This window comes from Plantibacter sp. PA-3-X8 (assembly GCF_003856975.1).
In the GTDB taxonomy this organism is placed as follows: Bacteria; Actinomycetota; Actinomycetes; order Actinomycetales; family Microbacteriaceae; genus Plantibacter; species Plantibacter auratus.
This window is the reverse complement of record NZ_CP033107.1, coordinates 540,108-557,234: the sequence shown is the minus strand read 5'-3', so window position 1 is coordinate 557,234 and position 17,127 is coordinate 540,108. Positions and strand designations below refer to the sequence as shown.

At 66.1% G+C, this 17,127-nt stretch carries 12 protein-coding genes and 2 rRNA genes; 12 read left to right on the top strand and 2 right to left on the bottom strand.

Annotated elements, in window-relative coordinates; translation table 11 throughout:
- Nucleotides 1-348: 348 nt before the first annotated feature.
- The 10 genes from EAO79_RS02720 to EAO79_RS02675 all read left to right on the top strand — a co-directional run bounded on the left by EAO79_RS02720 (nucleotide 349) and on the right by EAO79_RS02675 (nucleotide 13,334).
- Nucleotides 349-3,465, top strand: a 23S ribosomal RNA gene (locus tag EAO79_RS02720).
- Nucleotides 3,466-3,601: 136 nt separating this feature from the next.
- Nucleotides 3,602-3,718 (top strand): 5S ribosomal RNA (rrf, locus tag EAO79_RS02715).
- A 265-nt stretch (nucleotides 3,719-3,983) separates the two neighbouring features.
- Nucleotides 3,984-4,220, top strand: a complete 237-nt coding sequence (gene rpmB, locus EAO79_RS02710; protein ID WP_056010522.1) for a 50S ribosomal protein L28 — start codon at nucleotides 3,984-3,986, stop codon at nucleotides 4,218-4,220.
- Entirely contained in the window at nucleotides 4,220-4,387 is a 168-nt protein-coding gene (gene rpmG / locus EAO79_RS02705) for a 50S ribosomal protein L33 (protein WP_056010525.1), read from the top strand. The genes rpmB and rpmG overlap by 1 nt, the downstream gene beginning before the upstream one ends.
- A gap of 2 nt (nucleotides 4,388-4,389) precedes the next feature.
- Nucleotides 4,390-4,695: a 30S ribosomal protein S14 gene (gene rpsN / locus EAO79_RS02700; RefSeq protein WP_064294760.1), complete on the top strand. Its 306-nt coding sequence runs from the start codon at nucleotides 4,390-4,392 to the stop codon at nucleotides 4,693-4,695.
- Between the two features lie 114 nt (nucleotides 4,696-4,809).
- The gene (locus tag EAO79_RS02695; protein WP_371413690.1) at nucleotides 4,810-6,228 is read left to right on the top strand and encodes a DHA2 family efflux MFS transporter permease subunit; all 1,419 of its coding nucleotides are present in this window, start codon (nucleotides 4,810-4,812) and stop codon (nucleotides 6,226-6,228) included.
- A 203-nt stretch (nucleotides 6,229-6,431) separates the two neighbouring features.
- Nucleotides 6,432-6,713 carry an HU family DNA-binding protein gene (locus tag EAO79_RS02690; RefSeq protein WP_064294762.1) on the top strand — a complete coding sequence of 94 codons (282 nt, stop codon included), beginning with the start codon at nucleotides 6,432-6,434 and terminating at the stop codon, nucleotides 6,711-6,713.
- Nucleotides 6,714-6,873: 160 nt separating this feature from the next.
- Nucleotides 6,874-8,043 (top strand): exonuclease SbcCD subunit D, encoded by a 1,170-nt coding sequence (locus EAO79_RS02685; protein WP_124767690.1) that lies wholly within the window; start codon nucleotides 6,874-6,876, stop codon nucleotides 8,041-8,043.
- The gene (locus tag EAO79_RS02680; protein ID WP_124767689.1) at nucleotides 8,043-11,252 is read left to right on the top strand and encodes an AAA family ATPase; all 3,210 of its coding nucleotides are present in this window, start codon (nucleotides 8,043-8,045) and stop codon (nucleotides 11,250-11,252) included. Before EAO79_RS02685 ends, EAO79_RS02680 begins: the two co-directional genes overlap by 1 nt.
- 87 nt (nucleotides 11,253-11,339) lie before the next feature.
- Nucleotides 11,340-13,334 (top strand): cytochrome c oxidase assembly protein, encoded by a 1,995-nt coding sequence (locus EAO79_RS02675; RefSeq protein WP_124767688.1) that lies wholly within the window; start codon nucleotides 11,340-11,342, stop codon nucleotides 13,332-13,334.
- 68 nt (nucleotides 13,335-13,402) lie between these two features.
- Here EAO79_RS02675 and EAO79_RS02670 read toward each other — a convergent pair whose 3' ends face one another.
- Entirely contained in the window at nucleotides 13,403-14,470 is a 1,068-nt protein-coding gene (locus EAO79_RS02670) for a hypothetical protein (RefSeq protein ID WP_124767687.1), read from the bottom strand.
- 66 nt (nucleotides 14,471-14,536) lie between these two features.
- Between EAO79_RS02670 and EAO79_RS02665 the strand changes: the two genes are divergently transcribed.
- A complete protein-coding gene (locus tag EAO79_RS02665) occupies nucleotides 14,537-15,796 on the top strand; it encodes an ATP-dependent RecD-like DNA helicase (RefSeq protein WP_079003639.1) in 1,260 nt (419 codons plus the stop codon).
- A gap of 89 nt (nucleotides 15,797-15,885) precedes the next feature.
- Nucleotides 15,886-16,323 carry a hypothetical protein gene (locus EAO79_RS02660; protein WP_124767686.1) on the top strand — a complete coding sequence of 146 codons (438 nt, stop codon included), beginning with the start codon at nucleotides 15,886-15,888 and terminating at the stop codon, nucleotides 16,321-16,323.
- Nucleotides 16,324-16,374: 51 nt separating this feature from the next.
- Here EAO79_RS02660 and EAO79_RS02655 read toward each other — a convergent pair whose 3' ends face one another.
- Nucleotides 16,375-17,079, bottom strand: coding sequence for an alpha/beta fold hydrolase (locus EAO79_RS02655; protein ID WP_124767685.1), 705 nt, complete (start codon nucleotides 17,077-17,079; stop codon nucleotides 16,375-16,377).
- Nucleotides 17,080-17,127: the final 48 nt, after the last annotated feature.

Sequence of the window (17,127 nt, the reverse complement as noted above, 5' to 3'; positions counted from 1 at the left end):
TTGATGCAGACGTGAGAGTCTGCCAGCAAGTACGTCTTCTTCGGGGGATTGGAACGGTGGTCGGCTGGAGGGTTTGCATATGCACGCTGTTGGGTCCTGAGGGACCGGATCTTCTCCGCTTCGGTGGAGGAAGGACGAACCTCAGGGCCTCTTTTGCTTGACATGAATGGTCAAGGAGAGAGGTACCGCCCGTACTTTGAGAACTACACAGTGGACGCGAGCATCTTAGATTCATGACCCTTCGGGGTTGTGGATCACAAAGATCAAAACATGCTTCTTCGGAAGTGATGTTGATCATTGGTCAATCTGCATCAGGTAACTGGTGCCGATCGATTCAAACTCATGTGATTTCAAATTTCTAAGAGCAAACGGTGGATGCCTTGGCATCTGGAGCCGAAGAAGGACGTAGTAATCTGCGATAAGCCTCGGGGAGCTGATAAACGAGCTGTGATCCGAGGATTTCCGAATGGGGAAACCCCGCCAGGCCCCTTGTGGTGATCTGGTGACTCCCGCCTGAATATATAGGGCGGGTAGAGGGAACGGGGGAAGTGAAACATCTCAGTACCCCCAGGAAGAGAAAACAACAGTGATTCCGTCAGTAGTGGCGAGCGAAATCGGAAGAGGCTAAACCGGGCATGTGTGATAGCTATCAGGCGTTGCATGTCCGGGGTTGTGGGACTTCTCACTCCGAACTGATATTCGGGGAGCATTAGAACGTGGTATAGACGAATGGGATTGAAAGCCCAGCCAGAGACGGTGCCAGCCCGGTAGTCGAAATGCTGCAATCGTGCGAGGAGTATCCCAAGTAGCACGGGGCCCGAGAAATCCCGTGTGAATCTGTCAGGACCACCTGATAAGCCTAAATACTCCCAGATGACCGATAGCGGACAAGTACCGTGAGGGAAAGGTGAAAAGTACCCCGGGAGGGGAGTGAAATAGTACCTGAAACCGTTTGCTTACAAACCGTTGGAGCACCCTTGTTGGTGTGACAGCGTGCCTTTTGAAGAATGAGCCTGCGAGTTAGCGATATGTGGCGAGGTTAACCCGTGTGGGGTAGCCGTAGCGAAAGCGAGTCTGAATAGGGCGATTCAGTCGCATGTCCTAGACCCGAAGCGAAGTGATCTATCCATGGCCAGGTTGAAGCGACGGTAAGACGTCGTGGAGGACCGAACCCACTTAGGTTGAAAACTGAGGGGATGAGCTGTGGATAGGGGTGAAAGGCCAATCAAACTTCGTGATAGCTGGTTCTCTCCGAAATGCATTTAGGTGCAGCGTTGCGTGTTTCTTGCCGGAGGTAGAGCTACTGGATGGCCGATGGGGCCCAAAAGCTTACTGACGTCAGCCAAACTCCGAATGCCGGTAAGTGAGAGCGCAGCAGTGAGACGGTGGGGGATAAGCTTCATCGTCGAGAGGGAAACAACCCAGACCACCAACTAAGGTCCCAAAGCGCGTGCTAAGTGGGAAAGGATGTGGAGTTGCACAGACAACCAGGAGGTTGGCTTAGAAGCAGCCACCCTTGAAAGAGTGCGTAATAGCTCACTGGTCAAGTGATTCCGCGCCGACAATGTAACGGGGCTCAAGCACGCCACCGAAGTTGTGGCATTGATATTTTTGGTAGGCCTTCGTGGTCCAGCCGTATTGATGGGTAGGAGAGCGTCGTGTGGCGAGTGAAGCGGCGGTGTAAACCAGCCGTGGACGCTACACGAGTGAGAATGCAGGCATGAGTAGCGAAAGACATGTGAGAAACATGTCCTCCGAAAGACCAAGGGTTCCAGGGTCAAGCTAATCTTCCCTGGGTAAGTCGGGACCTAAGGCGAGGCCGACAGGCGTAGTCGATGGACAACGGGTTGATATTCCCGTACCCGCGAAGAACCGCCCAAGACAATCCAGTGGTGCTAAGAGTCCTAACCCGGACGACTGATTCCCTTCGGGGATGATGGGTCCGGTCTAACGCTCGACCCCATGCTGGTGCGTTTAGCGTATTAACAGGTGTGACGCAGGAAGGTAGCCTATGCCGGGCGATGGTTGTCCCGGTGTAAGTGCGTAGGCTGAGAGATAGGCAAATCCGTCTCTCGTGAAGGCTGAGACACGATACGGACCCGTAAGGGATAGTAGGTGATCCTATGCTGCCAAGAAAAGCATCGACGCGAGGTTCTAGTGGCCCGTACCCCAAACCGACTCAGGTGGTCAGGTAGAGAATACTAAGGAGATCGAGAGAATCGTGGTTAAGGAACTCGGCAAAATGCCCCCGTAACTTCGGGAGAAGGGGGGCCTGAGGCGTATTAGGACTTGCTCCGAAAGCGTTTGAAGGCCGCAGAGACCAGTGGGAAGCGACTGTTTACTAAAAACACAGGTCCGTGCCAAGTCGCAAGACGATGTATACGGACTGACGCCTGCCCGGTGCTGGAAGGTTAAGAGGAACGGTTAGCCGCAAGGCGAAGCTGAGAATTTAAGCCCCAGTAAACGGCGGTGGTAACTATAACCATCCTAAGGTAGCGAAATTCCTTGTCGGGTAAGTTCCGACCTGCACGAATGGCGTAACGACTTCCCAGCTGTCTCAACCGCGAACTCGGCGAAATTGCATTACGAGTAAAGATGCTCGTTACGCGCAGCAGGACGGAAAGACCCCGTGACCTTTACTACAGCTTGGTATTGGTGTTCGGTGTGGCTTGTGTAGGATAGGTGGGAGACTTTGAAGCTTGGACGCTAGTTCAGGTGGAGTCATTGTTGAAATACCACTCTGGTCACTCTGGATATCTAACTTCGAACCGTAATCCGGTTCAGGGACAGTGCCTGGTGGGTAGTTTAACTGGGGCGGTTGCCTCCCAAAAAGTAACGGAGGCGCCCAAAGGTTCCCTCAACCTGGTTGGCAATCAGGTGTCGAGTGTAAGTGCACAAGGGAGCTTGACTGTGAGACTGACAAGTCGAGCAGGGACGAAAGTCGGGACTAGTGATCCGGCAGTGGCTTGTGGAAGCGCTGTCGCTCAACGGATAAAAGGTACCTCGGGGATAACAGGCTGATCTTGCCCAAGAGTCCATATCGACGGCATGGTTTGGCACCTCGATGTCGGCTCGTCGCATCCTGGGGCTGGAGTAGGTCCCAAGGGTTGGGCTGTTCGCCCATTAAAGCGGTACGCGAGCTGGGTTTAGAACGTCGTGAGACAGTTCGGTCCCTATCCGCTGCGCGCGCAGGAAATTTGAAAGGATCTGACCCTAGTACGAGAGGACCGGGTTGGACGAACCTCTGGTGTGTCAGTTGTTCCGCCAGGAGCACCGCTGATTAGCTACGTTCGGGATGGATAACCGCTGAAAGCATCTAAGCGGGAAGCCGGCCTTAAGATGAGATTTCCATGCCTTCGGGCGAGAGGCTCCCAGCCAGACTACTGGGTTGATAGGCCGGATGTGGAAGAGAGGACGAAAGACTCTCGGAGCTGACCGGTACTAATAAGCCGATAATTTGATAACACTTTCTTTGTTTGAATACGAAGATGCTACGCGTCCACTGAGTGGTTCTCGATGTACGGTCGAGAACCCGCAAACAACACCACTGTGTTCGCACAGCGTGTTGGTTTGCTTGTTCACTTTGATACATCAATAGTGTTTCGGCGGCCATAGCGAGAGGGAAACGCCCGGTCACATTCCGAACCCGGAAGCTAAGACTCTTTGCGCCGATGGTACTGCAGGGGGGACCCTGTGGGAGAGTAGGACACCGCCGGACTTCTTCGTTGAAATGGCCACCCAAGGTTCTTGGGTGGCCATTTTGCGTTAACATGCGCAGCGCGTTAACACGCACAGCGCGTTGAGTTGTAGAAACACGAATTTGCAAAACGCCTGGTCACAGCGTACGCTTGACCCTTGGTGTGGACGCTCCATGTCCACATCGTGTTCACGATCCCCCACCGCTCACGCAGATCGGGATCGCGCACGCCGACAAGAGATCTTGGGCAGGGCAGTCGCCCTGCGGTAATGAAGGAGAAACTACTATGGCAGCAGTGTGCCAGGTGACAGGAGCCGTTCCCGGCTTCGGTCACAACATCTCGCACTCGCACCGTCGCACGAAGCGCCGCTTCGACCCGAACGTGCAGAAGAAGACCTACTACGTGCCCTCGCTGCGTCGTAACGTCACCCTCAAGGTGTCCGCCAAGGGCATCAAGGTGATCGACGCCCGTGGCATCGAATCCGTCGTCAAGGACATTCTCGCTCGTGGGGTGAAGATCTAATGGCTAAGCAGCAGGACGTCCGTCCAATCATCAAGCTCCGTTCGACGGCTGGTACCGGTTACACGTACGTGACCAAGAAGAACCGTCGCAACAACCCAGACCGTCTCGTGCTCAAGAAGTACGACCCCGTAGTGCGCAAGCACGTTGAATTCCGAGAGGAGCGCTAAACATGGCTAAGAAGAGCAAGATCGCCCGTAACGAGCAGCGCAAGGTTATCGTCGACCGCTACGCCACGAAGCGCGCCGAGCTGAAGAAGGCTCTCGTCGACCCCGCCGGGACCGACGAGTCGCGTGAAGCAGCTCGCCTCGGCCTGCAGAAGCTTCCTCGCAACGCTTCGCCGGTTCGCCTCCGCAACCGCGACGCGATCGACGGTCGCCCGCGAGGCAACCTCTCGAAGTTCGGCATCAGCCGCGTTCGCTTCCGCGACATGGCGCACAAGGGCGAACTGCCCGGCGTCCGCAAGTCGAGCTGGTAACACCCGCTCAGTCGGAGCTCACATTCCGCTGACACAGCATCGCAACACCGAAAGGGCCGTCCGCATCGCGGGCGGCCTTTTCGCGTTGTCGGCGACAGCTGCAAGGATCGAACGATTCCCACATCCATCGAGGAGGCGCTGCTGGACGTCCGCACGCAACGAGCCATCGCCCTCCTGGTCGCCGGCTGCTTCTTCATGGAGAACCTCGACGGGACCATCCTCACCACAGCTGCCCCGAGCATCGCGCGCGACCTCGGGACCTCGTCGACGGCCGTGGGGCTCGCGGTCACCGCGTTGCTGCTCACGGTCGCTGTCCTCATCCCCGTCAGCGGCTGGCTGACGGACCGGTTCGGTGCCAAGCGCATCTTCGCACTTGCGATCGCGGTGTTCACGATCGCCTCCGTGCTGTGCGCGTTGAGCTCGAGCCTGCCGATGCTCGTCGGCTTCCGGGTGCTCCAGGGTGTCGGCGGGGCGTTGATGGTGCCGGTCGGCCGCTTGGCCGTGCTCCGGGTGACGCCCAAGGAGCGGTTGATCCAGGCCATCGCCCTCCTGACGTGGCCCGCCCTCGCCGCCCCGATCATCGCGCCGTTCCTCGGTGGGGTGATCACCCAGTACGCCTCCTGGCACTGGATCTTCCTCATCAACGTGCCGATCGGTGTGGTCGCCTTCATCGTGGCGCTCCGCATCGTCCCCGACTTCGCCGCCGACGAGGTGCCTCCGCTCGACTGGCTCGGCCTGTCGCTCGCCTGCGTCGGGCTCGCGTCGCTCCTCGTGGCGGCGTCCCTGGTGTCCGGCGCCGGGTTCGACGCCCGGTGGTTCATCGGGTCGCTCGTGGCAGGTGTCGTCCTGCTCGCCCTCGCGATCCGGCACCTGTTCCGTGCCCCCCACCCATTCGTCGACCTCCGCTCGCTGCGCATCGAGACCTTCCGTCTGGCCAACGCCGGGGGCAGCGTCTACCGGCTCACCATCAGCGCCGTCCCCTTCCTCCTGCCGCTGCTCTTCCAGGACGCATTCGGCTGGACGCCCGTCCAGGCCGGTTCGATGGTGCTCTTCCTCTTCGCCGGCAACCTCGCGATCAAGCCGGCGACGACCTGGATGCTGCGGCGGTTCGGATTCCGTCTGGTGCTCGTGTCGTCGAACCTGATCGGAGTCCTGTGCATGGCCGGGATGGCGTTCCTCACCGCTGACACGTCGATCGTGCTCATGGCACTGCTGCTCTTCCTCAGCGGGGTCGCCCGGTCGATCGGCTTCACGGCGTACAACACCATCACCTTCGCCGACGTCGAACCCGCTGCGATGTCTCGCGCCAACACCCTCAACTCGACCCTGCAACAGGTCGCGAGCGGCTTCGGTGTCGCCGTCGGAGCGATCCTGCTGACGACCGGATTCTCCCTCGAGGACGGGGTCGGTGGCGGCCAGCTGCTGCCGTATCAGTTCGCGTTCCTCGCGATCGCCGTCCTGACCCTCTTCCCGACGATCGAGGCGTGGTTGCTGTCGCGAGCTGCCGGGCACAGCGTCATCGGGGTCCGCTGAGCGGCCACACCGACGGCTCCCAGCTGGGAAACGACCGACACGCAGGCCCGATTGTCCGCGTAGAGCGGAGAAATCCGCGAAATCTCGCGGATTGCTGCTACATTCGAGGCGGTCACACCGACCAGTTGGTGCCGTATCAGCGACACCTTCGCTACCAACACATCAGCTGTACGTTGCAGCAACGTCCGAGGAGGACCCTCACAATGGCAAATTTGAACAAGACCGAACTCGTCGCCGCCATCGCCGCATCGACCGGCCAGAGCCAGGCGACCGTCGGCAGCGTTGTCGACGCGCTGTTCACCACCGTCGCTGAGACCGTCGCCACGGGCGGCAAGGTCTCGATCCCGGGTTGGATCGCCTTCGAGCAGACCGACACCGCCGCTCGCACGGGCCGCAACCCGCAGACCGGCGCCGAGATCCAGATCCCGGCCGGCAAGCGCGTCAAGGTGACCGCCGGCTCGAAGCTCAAGGCTTCCGTCAAGTAAGTCGTCGCGGGCGCGAGCCCGCACGGACTCGGACCGCGGAGACACTCCGCCGGTTCAGACCACACAGCAGGGCGTCGCGAGAGCGACGCCCTGCTGTCGTTCGTCCGGGTGCCGTCCGGGGCGCGGCGAGGTGTCGGCGGCTCGGCCTAGCATTGCTGTCATGCGGATCCTCCACACCTCGGACTGGCACCTCGGCCGTTCGCTGCACGGGGTCGACCTGCTCCCCTTCCAACGCGACTTCCTGGCGCACCTCGAGCAGACGGTCGTGGACCACGAGGTCGACGTCCTCCTCGTCGCCGGCGACATCTACGACCGCGCCATCCCGCCGGTCGAGGCGGTGACGCTGCTGTCGGAGTCGCTCGGGCGGCTTGCTGGCCGCACCCGCGTCATCCTCGCCCCGGGCAACCATGATTCGGCCATCCGGCTCGGTTTCGGCGCCGCCATGCTGCGCGACGGGATCGACATCCGAGCCGACCTCGCGCGGGTCGGCGAACCGGTCCTGGTGGACGACGAACACGGGCCCGTCGCCTTCTACCCGCTGCCCTACCTCGACCCCGACACCGCGCGAGGGGTGCTCGCCCCGGACGACCAGCCGCTCGCGCGGTCGCACGCCGCCGTCATGGGTGCAGCCCTCGAACGCGTCCGAGCCGATCTCGCGCAGCGTCGCGAGCACGGAACGGTCCGATCGGTCGTGGCTGCGCATGCCTTCGTCATCGGTGGTCTCGCGAGCGACAGCGAACGCGACATCCGGATCGGCGGGGTCGATGCGGTGCCCGCCCAGCTGTTCGACGACTTCGACTACGTCGCGCTCGGCCACCTCCACGGTGCGCAGCGCGTCGGGGCCGCGACGGGCGTCGAACGCATGCGGTACTCCGGGTCGCCGCTCGCCTACTCCTTCTCCGAACGCAACCAGGTGAAGTCGAGCGTGCTGGTCGACCTCGCCGCCGACGGCTCCGTGCACCTGGAGCTGCTGCCGGCGCCGGTGCCCCGTCGGCTCGTCGACGTCACCGGAACCCTCGCGGAGCTGCAGGGCCCCACGGGAGACGACGCCGTCGACGCCTGGGTGCGCGCCACGGTCACCGACGATGTCCGGCCACCGGAGCTGTACGCGACGCTGACCCGGCGCTTCCCGCACCTGCTCGTCTGGTCGCACGCGCCGGCGAACCGTTCCGAGGAGACTCGCGCCGCAGCCGTCACGGCGGTCTCCGACCCGGTCGAAGTCACCGCCGAGTTCATCGAGTACGCGACGGGTGCACCGGCGACCACTCGCGAGCGGGAGCTCATCGCGGCGGCGAACGAGGCAGCACTCGCCGCGGAGGTGAGTGCCTGATGCGCCTGCACCGACTGACGCTGCAGGCCATCGGACCGTACGCCGGTGAGCACACCATCGACTTCGTCGAACTCGGGCGGGCTGGTCTGTTCCTCCTGGAGGGCCCGACCGGAGCCGGCAAGTCCACGATCATCGACGCCATCGTGTTCGGGCTGTACGGCGAACTCGCCGGTACGGGGGCCAGCAAGGACCGCCTCCACTCGCACCACGCGCAGCCCGGGACGGAACCGTTCGTGGAACTCGTCTTCGAGACCGGATCCGGCGTGTACCGGGTGCGGCGGACGCCGGCCTACCAGCGGCCGAAGCAGCGCGGTGCCGGCTTCACACCGCAGCAGGCGAGCGCCACCCTCGTCCGCCTGACCGATCCCGACGCACTGGCCGGAGAGACCCTGTCGACCCGCGCGCAGGAGATCGGTCCTGAGATCAGCCGGATCGTCGGTCTCACCCGGGAACAGTTCGTCCAGACCATCGTCCTCCCGCAGGGCGAGTTCGCGAAGTTCCTCGCCGCCGGCGGTGAGGAGCGCAGCGAGCTCCTCCGGTCCCTGTTCGGGACGGAGCACTACGAGCGGGTCGCCAAGCACCTCGTCGAGCAGCGTCGGCAGGCCCAACGCGACATCGAAGGCGCACGAGAGGCGCTGGGCCGCGCGATCGCCCGGTTCGCTGGAGCGGCCGAACTCGACGACGCACGGGAACTCGTCGCGGGCAAGGGAGCGGACACCCCGGCCGGGATGGACGTCCCAGCGGCGGTCGATGCCGACTCAGGTGCTCCCGCGACTGCCGGTGATCCGTCGGCTGCGGAGCCCGACCCACATCCCGACGTCGCGACCCTCGCGGTCCCGCTCGAAGCCGATTCCGAAGACCTCGTCGGTGACGCCACGCGTATCGTCGCCGTCCTCGAGCGCCACGCCGCCGCCGACGCCTCGACCGCCGGCGAGGCGCGGGTCGCCCTGGAGGGCGCTCGCACCGAACACGCCGCGGCCCAGACGCTGCTCGCGTCCATCGAACGTCGCGCGGAGCTGCTGACCGAGCGCGAGCTGCTCTCGGTGGACGACGAACCGGTCGCGCGGCTCTCCGAACGGATCGCGGCAGCGGCTCGGGCGGACACCGTCGCGTCCGCGCTCGCCGGAGCGGCCACGGCATCGGCGGCGCTCCAGGATGCCATCGCGTCGCTCACCGCGATGGAGGAGCAGGCCGACGAGGCGATCGTCGCACTCGACGACGCGTCCGTCGCCGGGCGCCGCGAATCCCTCACCGTCGAGCGGGCGTCGATGGCGGCAGTGCTCGTCCTCGAAGCCGCCGACGCCGACCGCGAACGCGCGCTCACAGCACTCACCGAGGAGCTCGCGACCGTCGACGAACGGCTCGTCGAGCTCGCTGCGGAACAGACCCGGCGGGACGCCCGCCGGGCAGCGCTCAGCTCGGCACCGGAGCGCGCCTCGCGTGCGGCCACCGAGTCGGCCAGGGCCGCCCGGTCCGTCGAGCGCGTGGCTGAACGCCGTGCGGTGCTGGATCGGGTGGACGCGGCCGACGACCGCCTCGAGGGGCTCGCCGACGAGGTCACCGAGGCCGCCACGGCCGCGAAGGCGGCGATCGACGTCGAGACGTCGCTGCGCCTCCGGAGGATCGAGGGCATGGCGGGTGAACTCGCCACCGGTTTGCGGGACGGCGAGCCGTGCAGCGTCTGCGGTTCGCTGAGTCATCCGGCGCCCGCGGTGCTCGACGGAGACCACCCCGACGCGGACGCGGTCGAAGCGGCATCCGTCGCGCGGGCCGATGCCGAGGCGACGATGCAGTCGGCGCAGAATGCCCGGGACATCGCCCGGGCGGAGCGTCGTCGCCTCGTCGAGCAGTTCCTCGCGCTGGCCGACGACCCGGGCGACGTGGCTGCAACCGGCTCGTCCGACGCTTCGACGGCGACGACCGGCTTCGACCCGGTCGCTGCGCGGGCGGCCGTCGATGCGGCCGCTGCGGAGGCCGACCGGCAGTACGCGGAGGCCGTGGTCACTGCCGAGCAGGCGGACGCCGAGGTCGCGGAGGCCGGGCGCCTCGCGGACGAGCACCTGGCCGGCGTGGTCGCGGTGTCGGAACGCACCGCCACTCGGGCGACACTGACCGAGCGGCTCGCCGCCGCGCAGCGCGCCCACGAGCAGGCCCGCGCCGAGGTGGCCGGTGTCCTCGCCGGTCGAGCGGCTTCACTTGCCGAGCTCGACGCGATGCTCGAGGCCGAGCTCTCCTCGCTGTCCCTGCTCGCGGCGGCACGAGCGACCGTCGCTGACCGGCGCCTGCGTGACGCCGAGCGCGCGGTCGAGCTGGAGGCGGGACTCGAGCGGGCCGGGTTCGCCGACCGCGCGGCCGCGGAAGCCGCAGCCATGAACGGGGTCGAACGGGCGAGCGCCGAGGCGCGGGTGGCCGACCACCTGCGTCACACGACCGCGAACGCGGAAGCACTCGCGAGCCCGGCCATCGCCGGAGTCGCCGGTACCGCCGCACCCGACGTCGAAGCGACGGCCCGACGACTGGCCGACGCCGAAGCAGCGGCAGGAACCGCGACCGCAGCGGCCGCCGTCTCCGCACGACGAGCGACCAACGCGGCGGCGGCCTGCACGGCGCTCGCCGAGGCGGCCGACGAGAACGCCGACGCGGTCCGCGAGGCCGCGGCCGTCGTCCGCCTCGCCGACGTGGTGTCGGCCACGGGCAGCGAGAACAGCACGAAGGTCACCCTCGGCACCTACGTGCTCCTGCGCCGCTTCGAGGATGTCGTGGCGGCGGCGAACGCGCGCCTGGAGTCGATGTCAGGCGGGCGCTACGAGCTCGTCCGCAGCGACGTCAAGGAAGGACCCTCCCGCAGCCAGCGCGTCGGATTGTCGCTCACGGTGCACGATCACCGGACCGACCGGCGTCGCGATCCGAAGTCGCTGTCCGGTGGCGAGACGTTCTACGCCTCGCTCTGCCTCGCACTCGGGCTCGCGGACGTCGTGACGGGCGAGGCCGGCGGTGTCGAGCTCGGCACGCTCTTCGTCGACGAAGGGTTCGGCAGCCTCGACCCCGAGACGCTCGACACCGTGATGGCCGAGCTCGGTCGGCTCTCGGCCGGCGGCCGCGTCGTCGGCGTCGTCAGCCACGTCGAGGAGATGAAGCAGCGCATCGGCGAACGCATCGAGGTGCGGCGGCTGGAGGACGGCTCCTCGACCCTGCTCGTCCGGGCGTGAGCGGCGCCCTCCGACAGGCTCAGGGACCGAGCGCCGGCTGAGCCCGCTGCGGTCGGGGTTCCCAGCAGCGCCGCGTAGGCTTGCAGCGTGAATCGTGTCGTCCGCCTCGCGGGTCCTGCCCTCCTGCTCCTCGTGGCTGTGGCGACCCTCCTCGCGGGTCTGGCCTTCGGCGGCGGAGCGGATGCGCAACTCCTGGGTGATCCCGGCGCCGTCGTGCGGTGGGGACTCCCGATCGCACAACTGCTCGTCAACCTGAGCGCCGCCGTCACCATCGGCGCGTTGCTCATGGCCTGCTGGGCGCTCAGCCCGGACCGGCGCGAGTACGGCGCGGCGCTCGACGTCGCCGCAGCCGGCGCCGCGGTCTTCACCGTCGCATCCGGCGTGACGGGCTTCTTCACCTTCCTGAACGTCACGCAGGTGCCGCTCACCTTCGACGACGCGTTCGGCGCGAAGCTCAGCCTCTTCTTCACCGGGATCGAGTCGGGTCAGGCCTGGCTGCAGACGACCCTCATCGCCGCGGTCGTCACGGTGCTCTGCTTCGCCGTCCGCAACCACACGGTGCTCGTGTTCGTCTTCGGGCTGTCCCTCGTGTCGCTGCTGCCGATGGCCCAGCAGGGTCACTCCGCCGAGGCGAGCGGGCACAACGCCGCAGTCACCGCGCTCGGCCTGCACCTCGTGTTCGCCGCCATCTGGCTCGGCGGTCTGCTCACGCTGGTCTTCATCCGCAAGACCCTCGAAGACGGCCGGCTCGCCCCCGTGCTCATGCGGTACTCGACCGTGGCACTCGTGTCCTTCGTCGTCGTGGCGGTCTCCGGATACGTGAGCGCGGAGCTGCGCATCGGCTCGCTCGACCGCCTGGGCACCCCGTACGGCATCCTCGTCCTCGTCAAGGTCTTCGCACTGCTGGCGCTCGGCCTGTTCGGTGCGCTGCAGCGTCGGGTGCTAATCGGCCGCATCGAGCGGTCCGCCGCTGCGCGAGCTGACACCCCGGCGGGCCGCACGGGCACCTTCTGGTGGCTGGTCGCCCTCGAGCTCGGGTTCATGGGTATCGCCTCCGGTGCCGCCGCAGCCCTCGCGAAGACGGCCCCGCCGGTCGACCAGACCGTGCCGACCGCGCCGACACCCGCGGTGCTGCTCACCGGGGAGGAACTGCCGCCGGAACTGACCTTCGCGCGGTACTTCACCGAGTGGAACATCGACCTCCTGTGGCTGCTGGCCTGTGCGTTCGGCATCTTCTTCTACATCGCGGGCGTCGTCCGCCTGCACCGCCGCGGCGACTCCTGGCCGATCCTGCGCACCGTCAGCTGGGTGCTCGGGCTACTCGTGCTCTTCTACCTCACGTGCGGCGGCATCAACGTCTACCAGCCGTACCTCTTCAGCGTGCACATGCTCGGACACATGGGGCTCACCATGCTCGTCCCCGTGCTCCTCGTCCCCGGAGCACCGGTCACGCTGCTCGCGCGCGCGGTGCGGAAGCGCTCCGACGACTCCCGAGGGGGTCGGGAGTGGGTGCTCCTCGCCGTGCACTCGAAGTTCGCGGGGATCATCTCGAACCCGATCGTCACCGCGGTGCTCTTCGCCGGATCGCTCTGGGTGTTCTACTACACGCCGCTGTTCCGCTGGTCGATGGAGGACCACATCGGCCACGAGTGGATGGTGGTGCACTTCCTCATCACCGGCTACCTCTTCGTGCAGTCACTCATCGGCATCGACCCGGTCCCGTACCGCCTGCCGTACCCGATGCGGCTCCTGCTGCTCTTCGCGACGATGGCGTTCCACGCGTTCTTCGGGCTGGCGATCATCTCCTCGACCGGGCTGTTCCTCGCCGACTGGTTCGGGGCGATGGGACGCACGTGGGGGCAGGCACCGCTCCTCGACCAGCAGACGGGCGGCGGGATCGCCTGGAGCGTCGGCGAGATCCCGACGCTGGCGCTCGCCGTCGCGGTCGCGATCTCGTGGAGCAAGAGCGACGCGAAGGACCAGAAGCGACTCGATCGCAACGCGGACCGCACGAACGACGCGGAGCTCAACGAGTACAACGAGCGTCTCGCGCGCATGGCGGCCAACGACACCCGCTCCTAGCCCGCGAACTGTCACTCCGGAACAGTGTGAGGGGTGTCGGACTGTGTCGAAGTGACAGTTCGCGGGCTTCAGCGGAGGTCGATGTAGAGGGAGCCGTCGTCGCGGATCGTCACGAACGCCGACAGCGTGAACGGGACGTCCTCGTCGAGGGTCGAGACCGTGCCGTCGAACAACGACTTCACGTCGACGACGAGGTGCGCGGCTCCGGCCGTCGCCGGCATCTGCCAACCGGTGTCGCCCGGCTGGACCGCCACCACGGGGTAGGCCGCGATGGACCACACCGGTAGGTCGTCCACGCGATCGCGGATCACCATGCCGAACGGGCACCCGGTGGGCTGGAGGACCTGTTGCGTGGCGCAGTTGTCGAGGTAGCCGTCGATCTGCGTCTGGACCTCCCCGACGAAGTCCGAGGTGGCACTCGCGGTCACCTCGGCGTCGACGACGCTCGCGACCTCGGTCGTCGTCGCCGTCTCCACCGACGCCGCCAGGTAGGTGGTGTCGACGTCGAAGTCGACGCTGCCCGGCGTGAAGGTGAGGAGCGGGATGGTGGAGGTGAAGGCCCCCTCGGTCCCTTCCGCGACGCGGCGGGTGTCGAGCTCGAAACCGTTCGCCCGGAACCCGGTCGTGTGCGCGACCGTCAGCTGGACGACGCTCAACGGGCTCGTCTCGAAGCGCCACGACGGGAACAACCCGAAGGTGCGCTCGCCGCTCGTGATCGAGAACACCGTGCTGTGCGGCTGCCCCGCGAGTCGGTACGAGAAGGTCACCTGGTGGACGCCCGACGCGGTCGTGACGTCGGAGACGAGGCGCACGTCCTCGATCGTGCCGAGCGCCTCGCTCCGGAGCAGGGCGTCCGAGCTCTCGGCGGGCAGGCCCGCGTCGGCGAGTTCGGCGGAGCTCAGGGCGACTCCGGGCAACGCGAGCGCGGTCGCGGCGTCGTCGTCTGCGAGGGCGTCCAGGTAGCCGCGCGCGAAGGAACCGGCGCCGTAGACGTCGCGGGCGACGGCCGACCAGGCGGAGACGATGGCCGCGACGAGCAGCGCCGCGATGCAGAGCCACAGCACGACGGCGCGGACGAGCGCACCGCGCACCGTTCCCGGGCGTCGCAGCTCCCCACGTGTCGCGACATGGCTCATCCTGACATCCTAGGCGGGCACCTCGCGTAGGATTGGAGGGCGAAAACGGGAGGGAACCGAAGCATCATGAGCGTAGCCCTCTCCGCCGAGCAGCAAGCCGTCTTCGACCGCATCGAGAGCACCCGCGAGCACCTGTTCGTGACGGGTCGAGCGGGCACCGGGAAGTCGACGCTCCTCAACCACCTCGCCTGGAACACCTCGAAGCAGCTGGCCATCTGCGCCCCGACGGGTGTCGCCGCGCTGAACGTCGGCGGCCAGACGATCCACTCGTTGTTCCGCCTGCCGATCGGGCTCATCGCCGACCACACGATCGACCAGAACGATCAGACCCGCAAGCTGCTCAACTCCATCGACACCCTCGTCGTCGATGAGGTCTCCATGGTGAGCGCCGACCTCATGGACGCCATGGACCGGAGTCTCCGGCAGGCCCGGCAGCGGCCGCGCGAGCCGTTCGGCGGCGTGCAGATCGTGCTCTTCGGCGACCCGTACCAGCTCGCTCCGGTGCCCGGCAGCCTCGAGGAACGGGCGTACATCGCCGACACCTACCGCTCGTTCTGGTTCTTCGACGCCAAGGTATGGTCCGAGACTCCGCTGCAGCTCGTCGAGCTCACGGAGATCCACCGCCAGCACGAGGCCGAGTTCAAGTACCTGCTCAACGGCGTCCGGCATGGCCAGGTCACCGCCGAGATGGCCGGCCGGCTGAACGGCATGGGCGCCAGGACTCCTCCCGAAGACGGCGTCATCACCCTCGCGAGCCGCAACGACACCGTCGACCGCATCAACAAGGCGGCGCTCGCCAAGCTCGACGGCAAGCCACTCACCGCCAACGCGGAGGTCTCGGGCGACTTCGGCGGGCGGGCGTTCCCCGCCGACGAGGCGCTCGACCTCAAGGTCGGTGCGCAGGTCATGTTCCTCCGCAACGACAGCGAGCGTCGCTGGGTGAACGGCACGCTCGGGACCGTGGTGAAGATCGACTCCACCGTCTGGGTCGAGGTCGACGGCGAGCAGTTCGAGGTCGAGCCGGCGACGTGGGAGAAGTACAAGTACTCCTACTCCTCGGTGACGAAGCAACTGAAGCGCGATATCGTGGCGGAGTTCACGCAGTTCCCGCTGCGGCTCGCGTGGGCGGTCACCATCCACAAGTCGCAGGGCAAGACCTACGACCGCGCGATCGTCGACCTGGGCAGCCGCGCGTTCAGCCCGGGGCAGAGCTACGTGGCGCTCAGCCGCATCTCGACGCTCGACGGTCTCTACCTCTCCCGGCCGCTGCGCCCGAGCGACATCATCGTCGACACCGACGTGAAGCGGTTCATGTCGGGGCAGTAGCGTCCGTTCGCCGATTGTTGGGCGAATCGGTGCTCCGTCGCCCGAAAAGGGGCGAACGAACGCGGTCGATGACCCTACGATTGTCGGTTATGACGCATCCCATGCAGCAGGGCTGGCCGCAGCCCGGTCCGATCACCGCCTGGCGCACGCTCGAGCTGAACGCCAGTAAGCCGCCGTTCGCCGGATACTGGGGGTTCATCCCACTCGTCGTGCGCATCGACGGCTTCGAGCACCGCCCGACCTGGGGACCGTCGCAGTTCACGGTTCCGGCCGACCGGCCCGTGCAGGTCTCGTGCTCGATGGCCTGGCTGTGGGAGTTCGGCCGTGCCGACTACCTGCTGCAGCCCGGCGAGGCGCCGATGCTCGACTACATCGCCCCGGCGCAGCAGTGGGTCTCAGGCTCGCTCGCTCCGAGGGGTCAGGCGATCATCAAGGGACGCGGCGCGCAGATCGCGGTGTACGCCGTGCTGGCAGTGGTCTTCATCGCGATACTCGGCATCCTGCCGCTCGCGTACCTCATGACCTGAGCGCCCGTCGACGCTTCGCGCTGACCAGCCTGGTCGTGGGTTGAGCAGACGTCAGGTGCGGTCGACGGCCCGGAGCAGGATCGCGCCGAGCTCGGCCGGCTTCGTGAACTGCGGCCAGTGGCCCGTCGGCAGGTCGACGAACTCGACGTCGCGCAGCCGTGCCAGTTCCGCGACGTACGGGTGGCCCCGTTCCATCAGGCCGCGGAGCATCTCAGACGAGAACTCGCACGCGACCACCGTCGCCGGGACGGACAGGCGGCGGTCGTCGTCGGAGAGCTGCTGTCGGTCGACGGCGACGCCCTTCGGTTGCGGGACGGCCCTGGCCCGGAATTGCTCGCGGAGCCCCTCGTCCAGGTCGACGAGGTCCTCCGCGTCGAACACCGTCCAGTCGGGCAGTGGGATATCGGAACCCGACGAGGGGAGTTCCTCGTTGATGCACGCGCCGTCGGCGAGCGGACCCGAGTCGACGTACACGGCGCGGACGACGCGGTCAGGGCGGGCGTCGATCGCGGCGGAGATGATGGCGCCGCCGCCGGAATGCCCGACGAGCACGACTGGCTCGGTGCCGGAGTCGATCTCGGCGACCACGGCGTCGACGTGGTCGCGCAGGCCGATGCCGGCGCGGTCGGCACTGACGCTCTCGAGACCGGGGAGGGTGAGCGGTCGGACCCGGTGGCCGGCTGCCTCGAGCGGGGGTGTGACCGCACTCCACGACGATGCGTCGAGCCAGAAGCCGGGTACGAGGATGACGTCCATGCCCGAGATGCTACGCCGCGCGAGCGACACGCGGGAGGGGCGTTTCGC

Bases quoted from the DNA above. Each gene is read 5' to 3' on its own strand.
- rpmB (WP_056010522.1), top strand. From the start codon at position 3,984: ATGGCAGCAGTGTGCCAGGTGACAGGAGCCGTTCCCGGCTTCGGTCAC.
- rpmG (WP_056010525.1), top strand. From the start codon at position 4,220: ATGGCTAAGCAGCAGGACGTCCGTCCAATCATCAAGCTCCGTTCGACG.
- EAO79_RS02680 (WP_124767689.1), top strand. From the start codon at position 8,043: ATGCGCCTGCACCGACTGACGCTGCAGGCCATCGGACCGTACGCCGGT.
- EAO79_RS02665 (WP_079003639.1), top strand. From the start codon at position 14,537: ATGAGCGTAGCCCTCTCCGCCGAGCAGCAAGCCGTCTTCGACCGCATC.
- EAO79_RS02690 (WP_064294762.1), top strand. From the start codon at position 6,432: ATGGCAAATTTGAACAAGACCGAACTCGTCGCCGCCATCGCCGCATCG.
- EAO79_RS02685 (WP_124767690.1), top strand. From the start codon at position 6,874: ATGCGGATCCTCCACACCTCGGACTGGCACCTCGGCCGTTCGCTGCAC.
- EAO79_RS02670 (WP_124767687.1), bottom strand. From the start codon at position 14,470: ATGAGCCATGTCGCGACACGTGGGGAGCTGCGACGCCCGGGAACGGTG.
- EAO79_RS02660 (WP_124767686.1), top strand. From the start codon at position 15,886: ATGACGCATCCCATGCAGCAGGGCTGGCCGCAGCCCGGTCCGATCACC.
- rpsN (WP_064294760.1), top strand. From the start codon at position 4,390: ATGGCTAAGAAGAGCAAGATCGCCCGTAACGAGCAGCGCAAGGTTATC.
- EAO79_RS02655 (WP_124767685.1), bottom strand. From the start codon at position 17,079: ATGGACGTCATCCTCGTACCCGGCTTCTGGCTCGACGCATCGTCGTGG.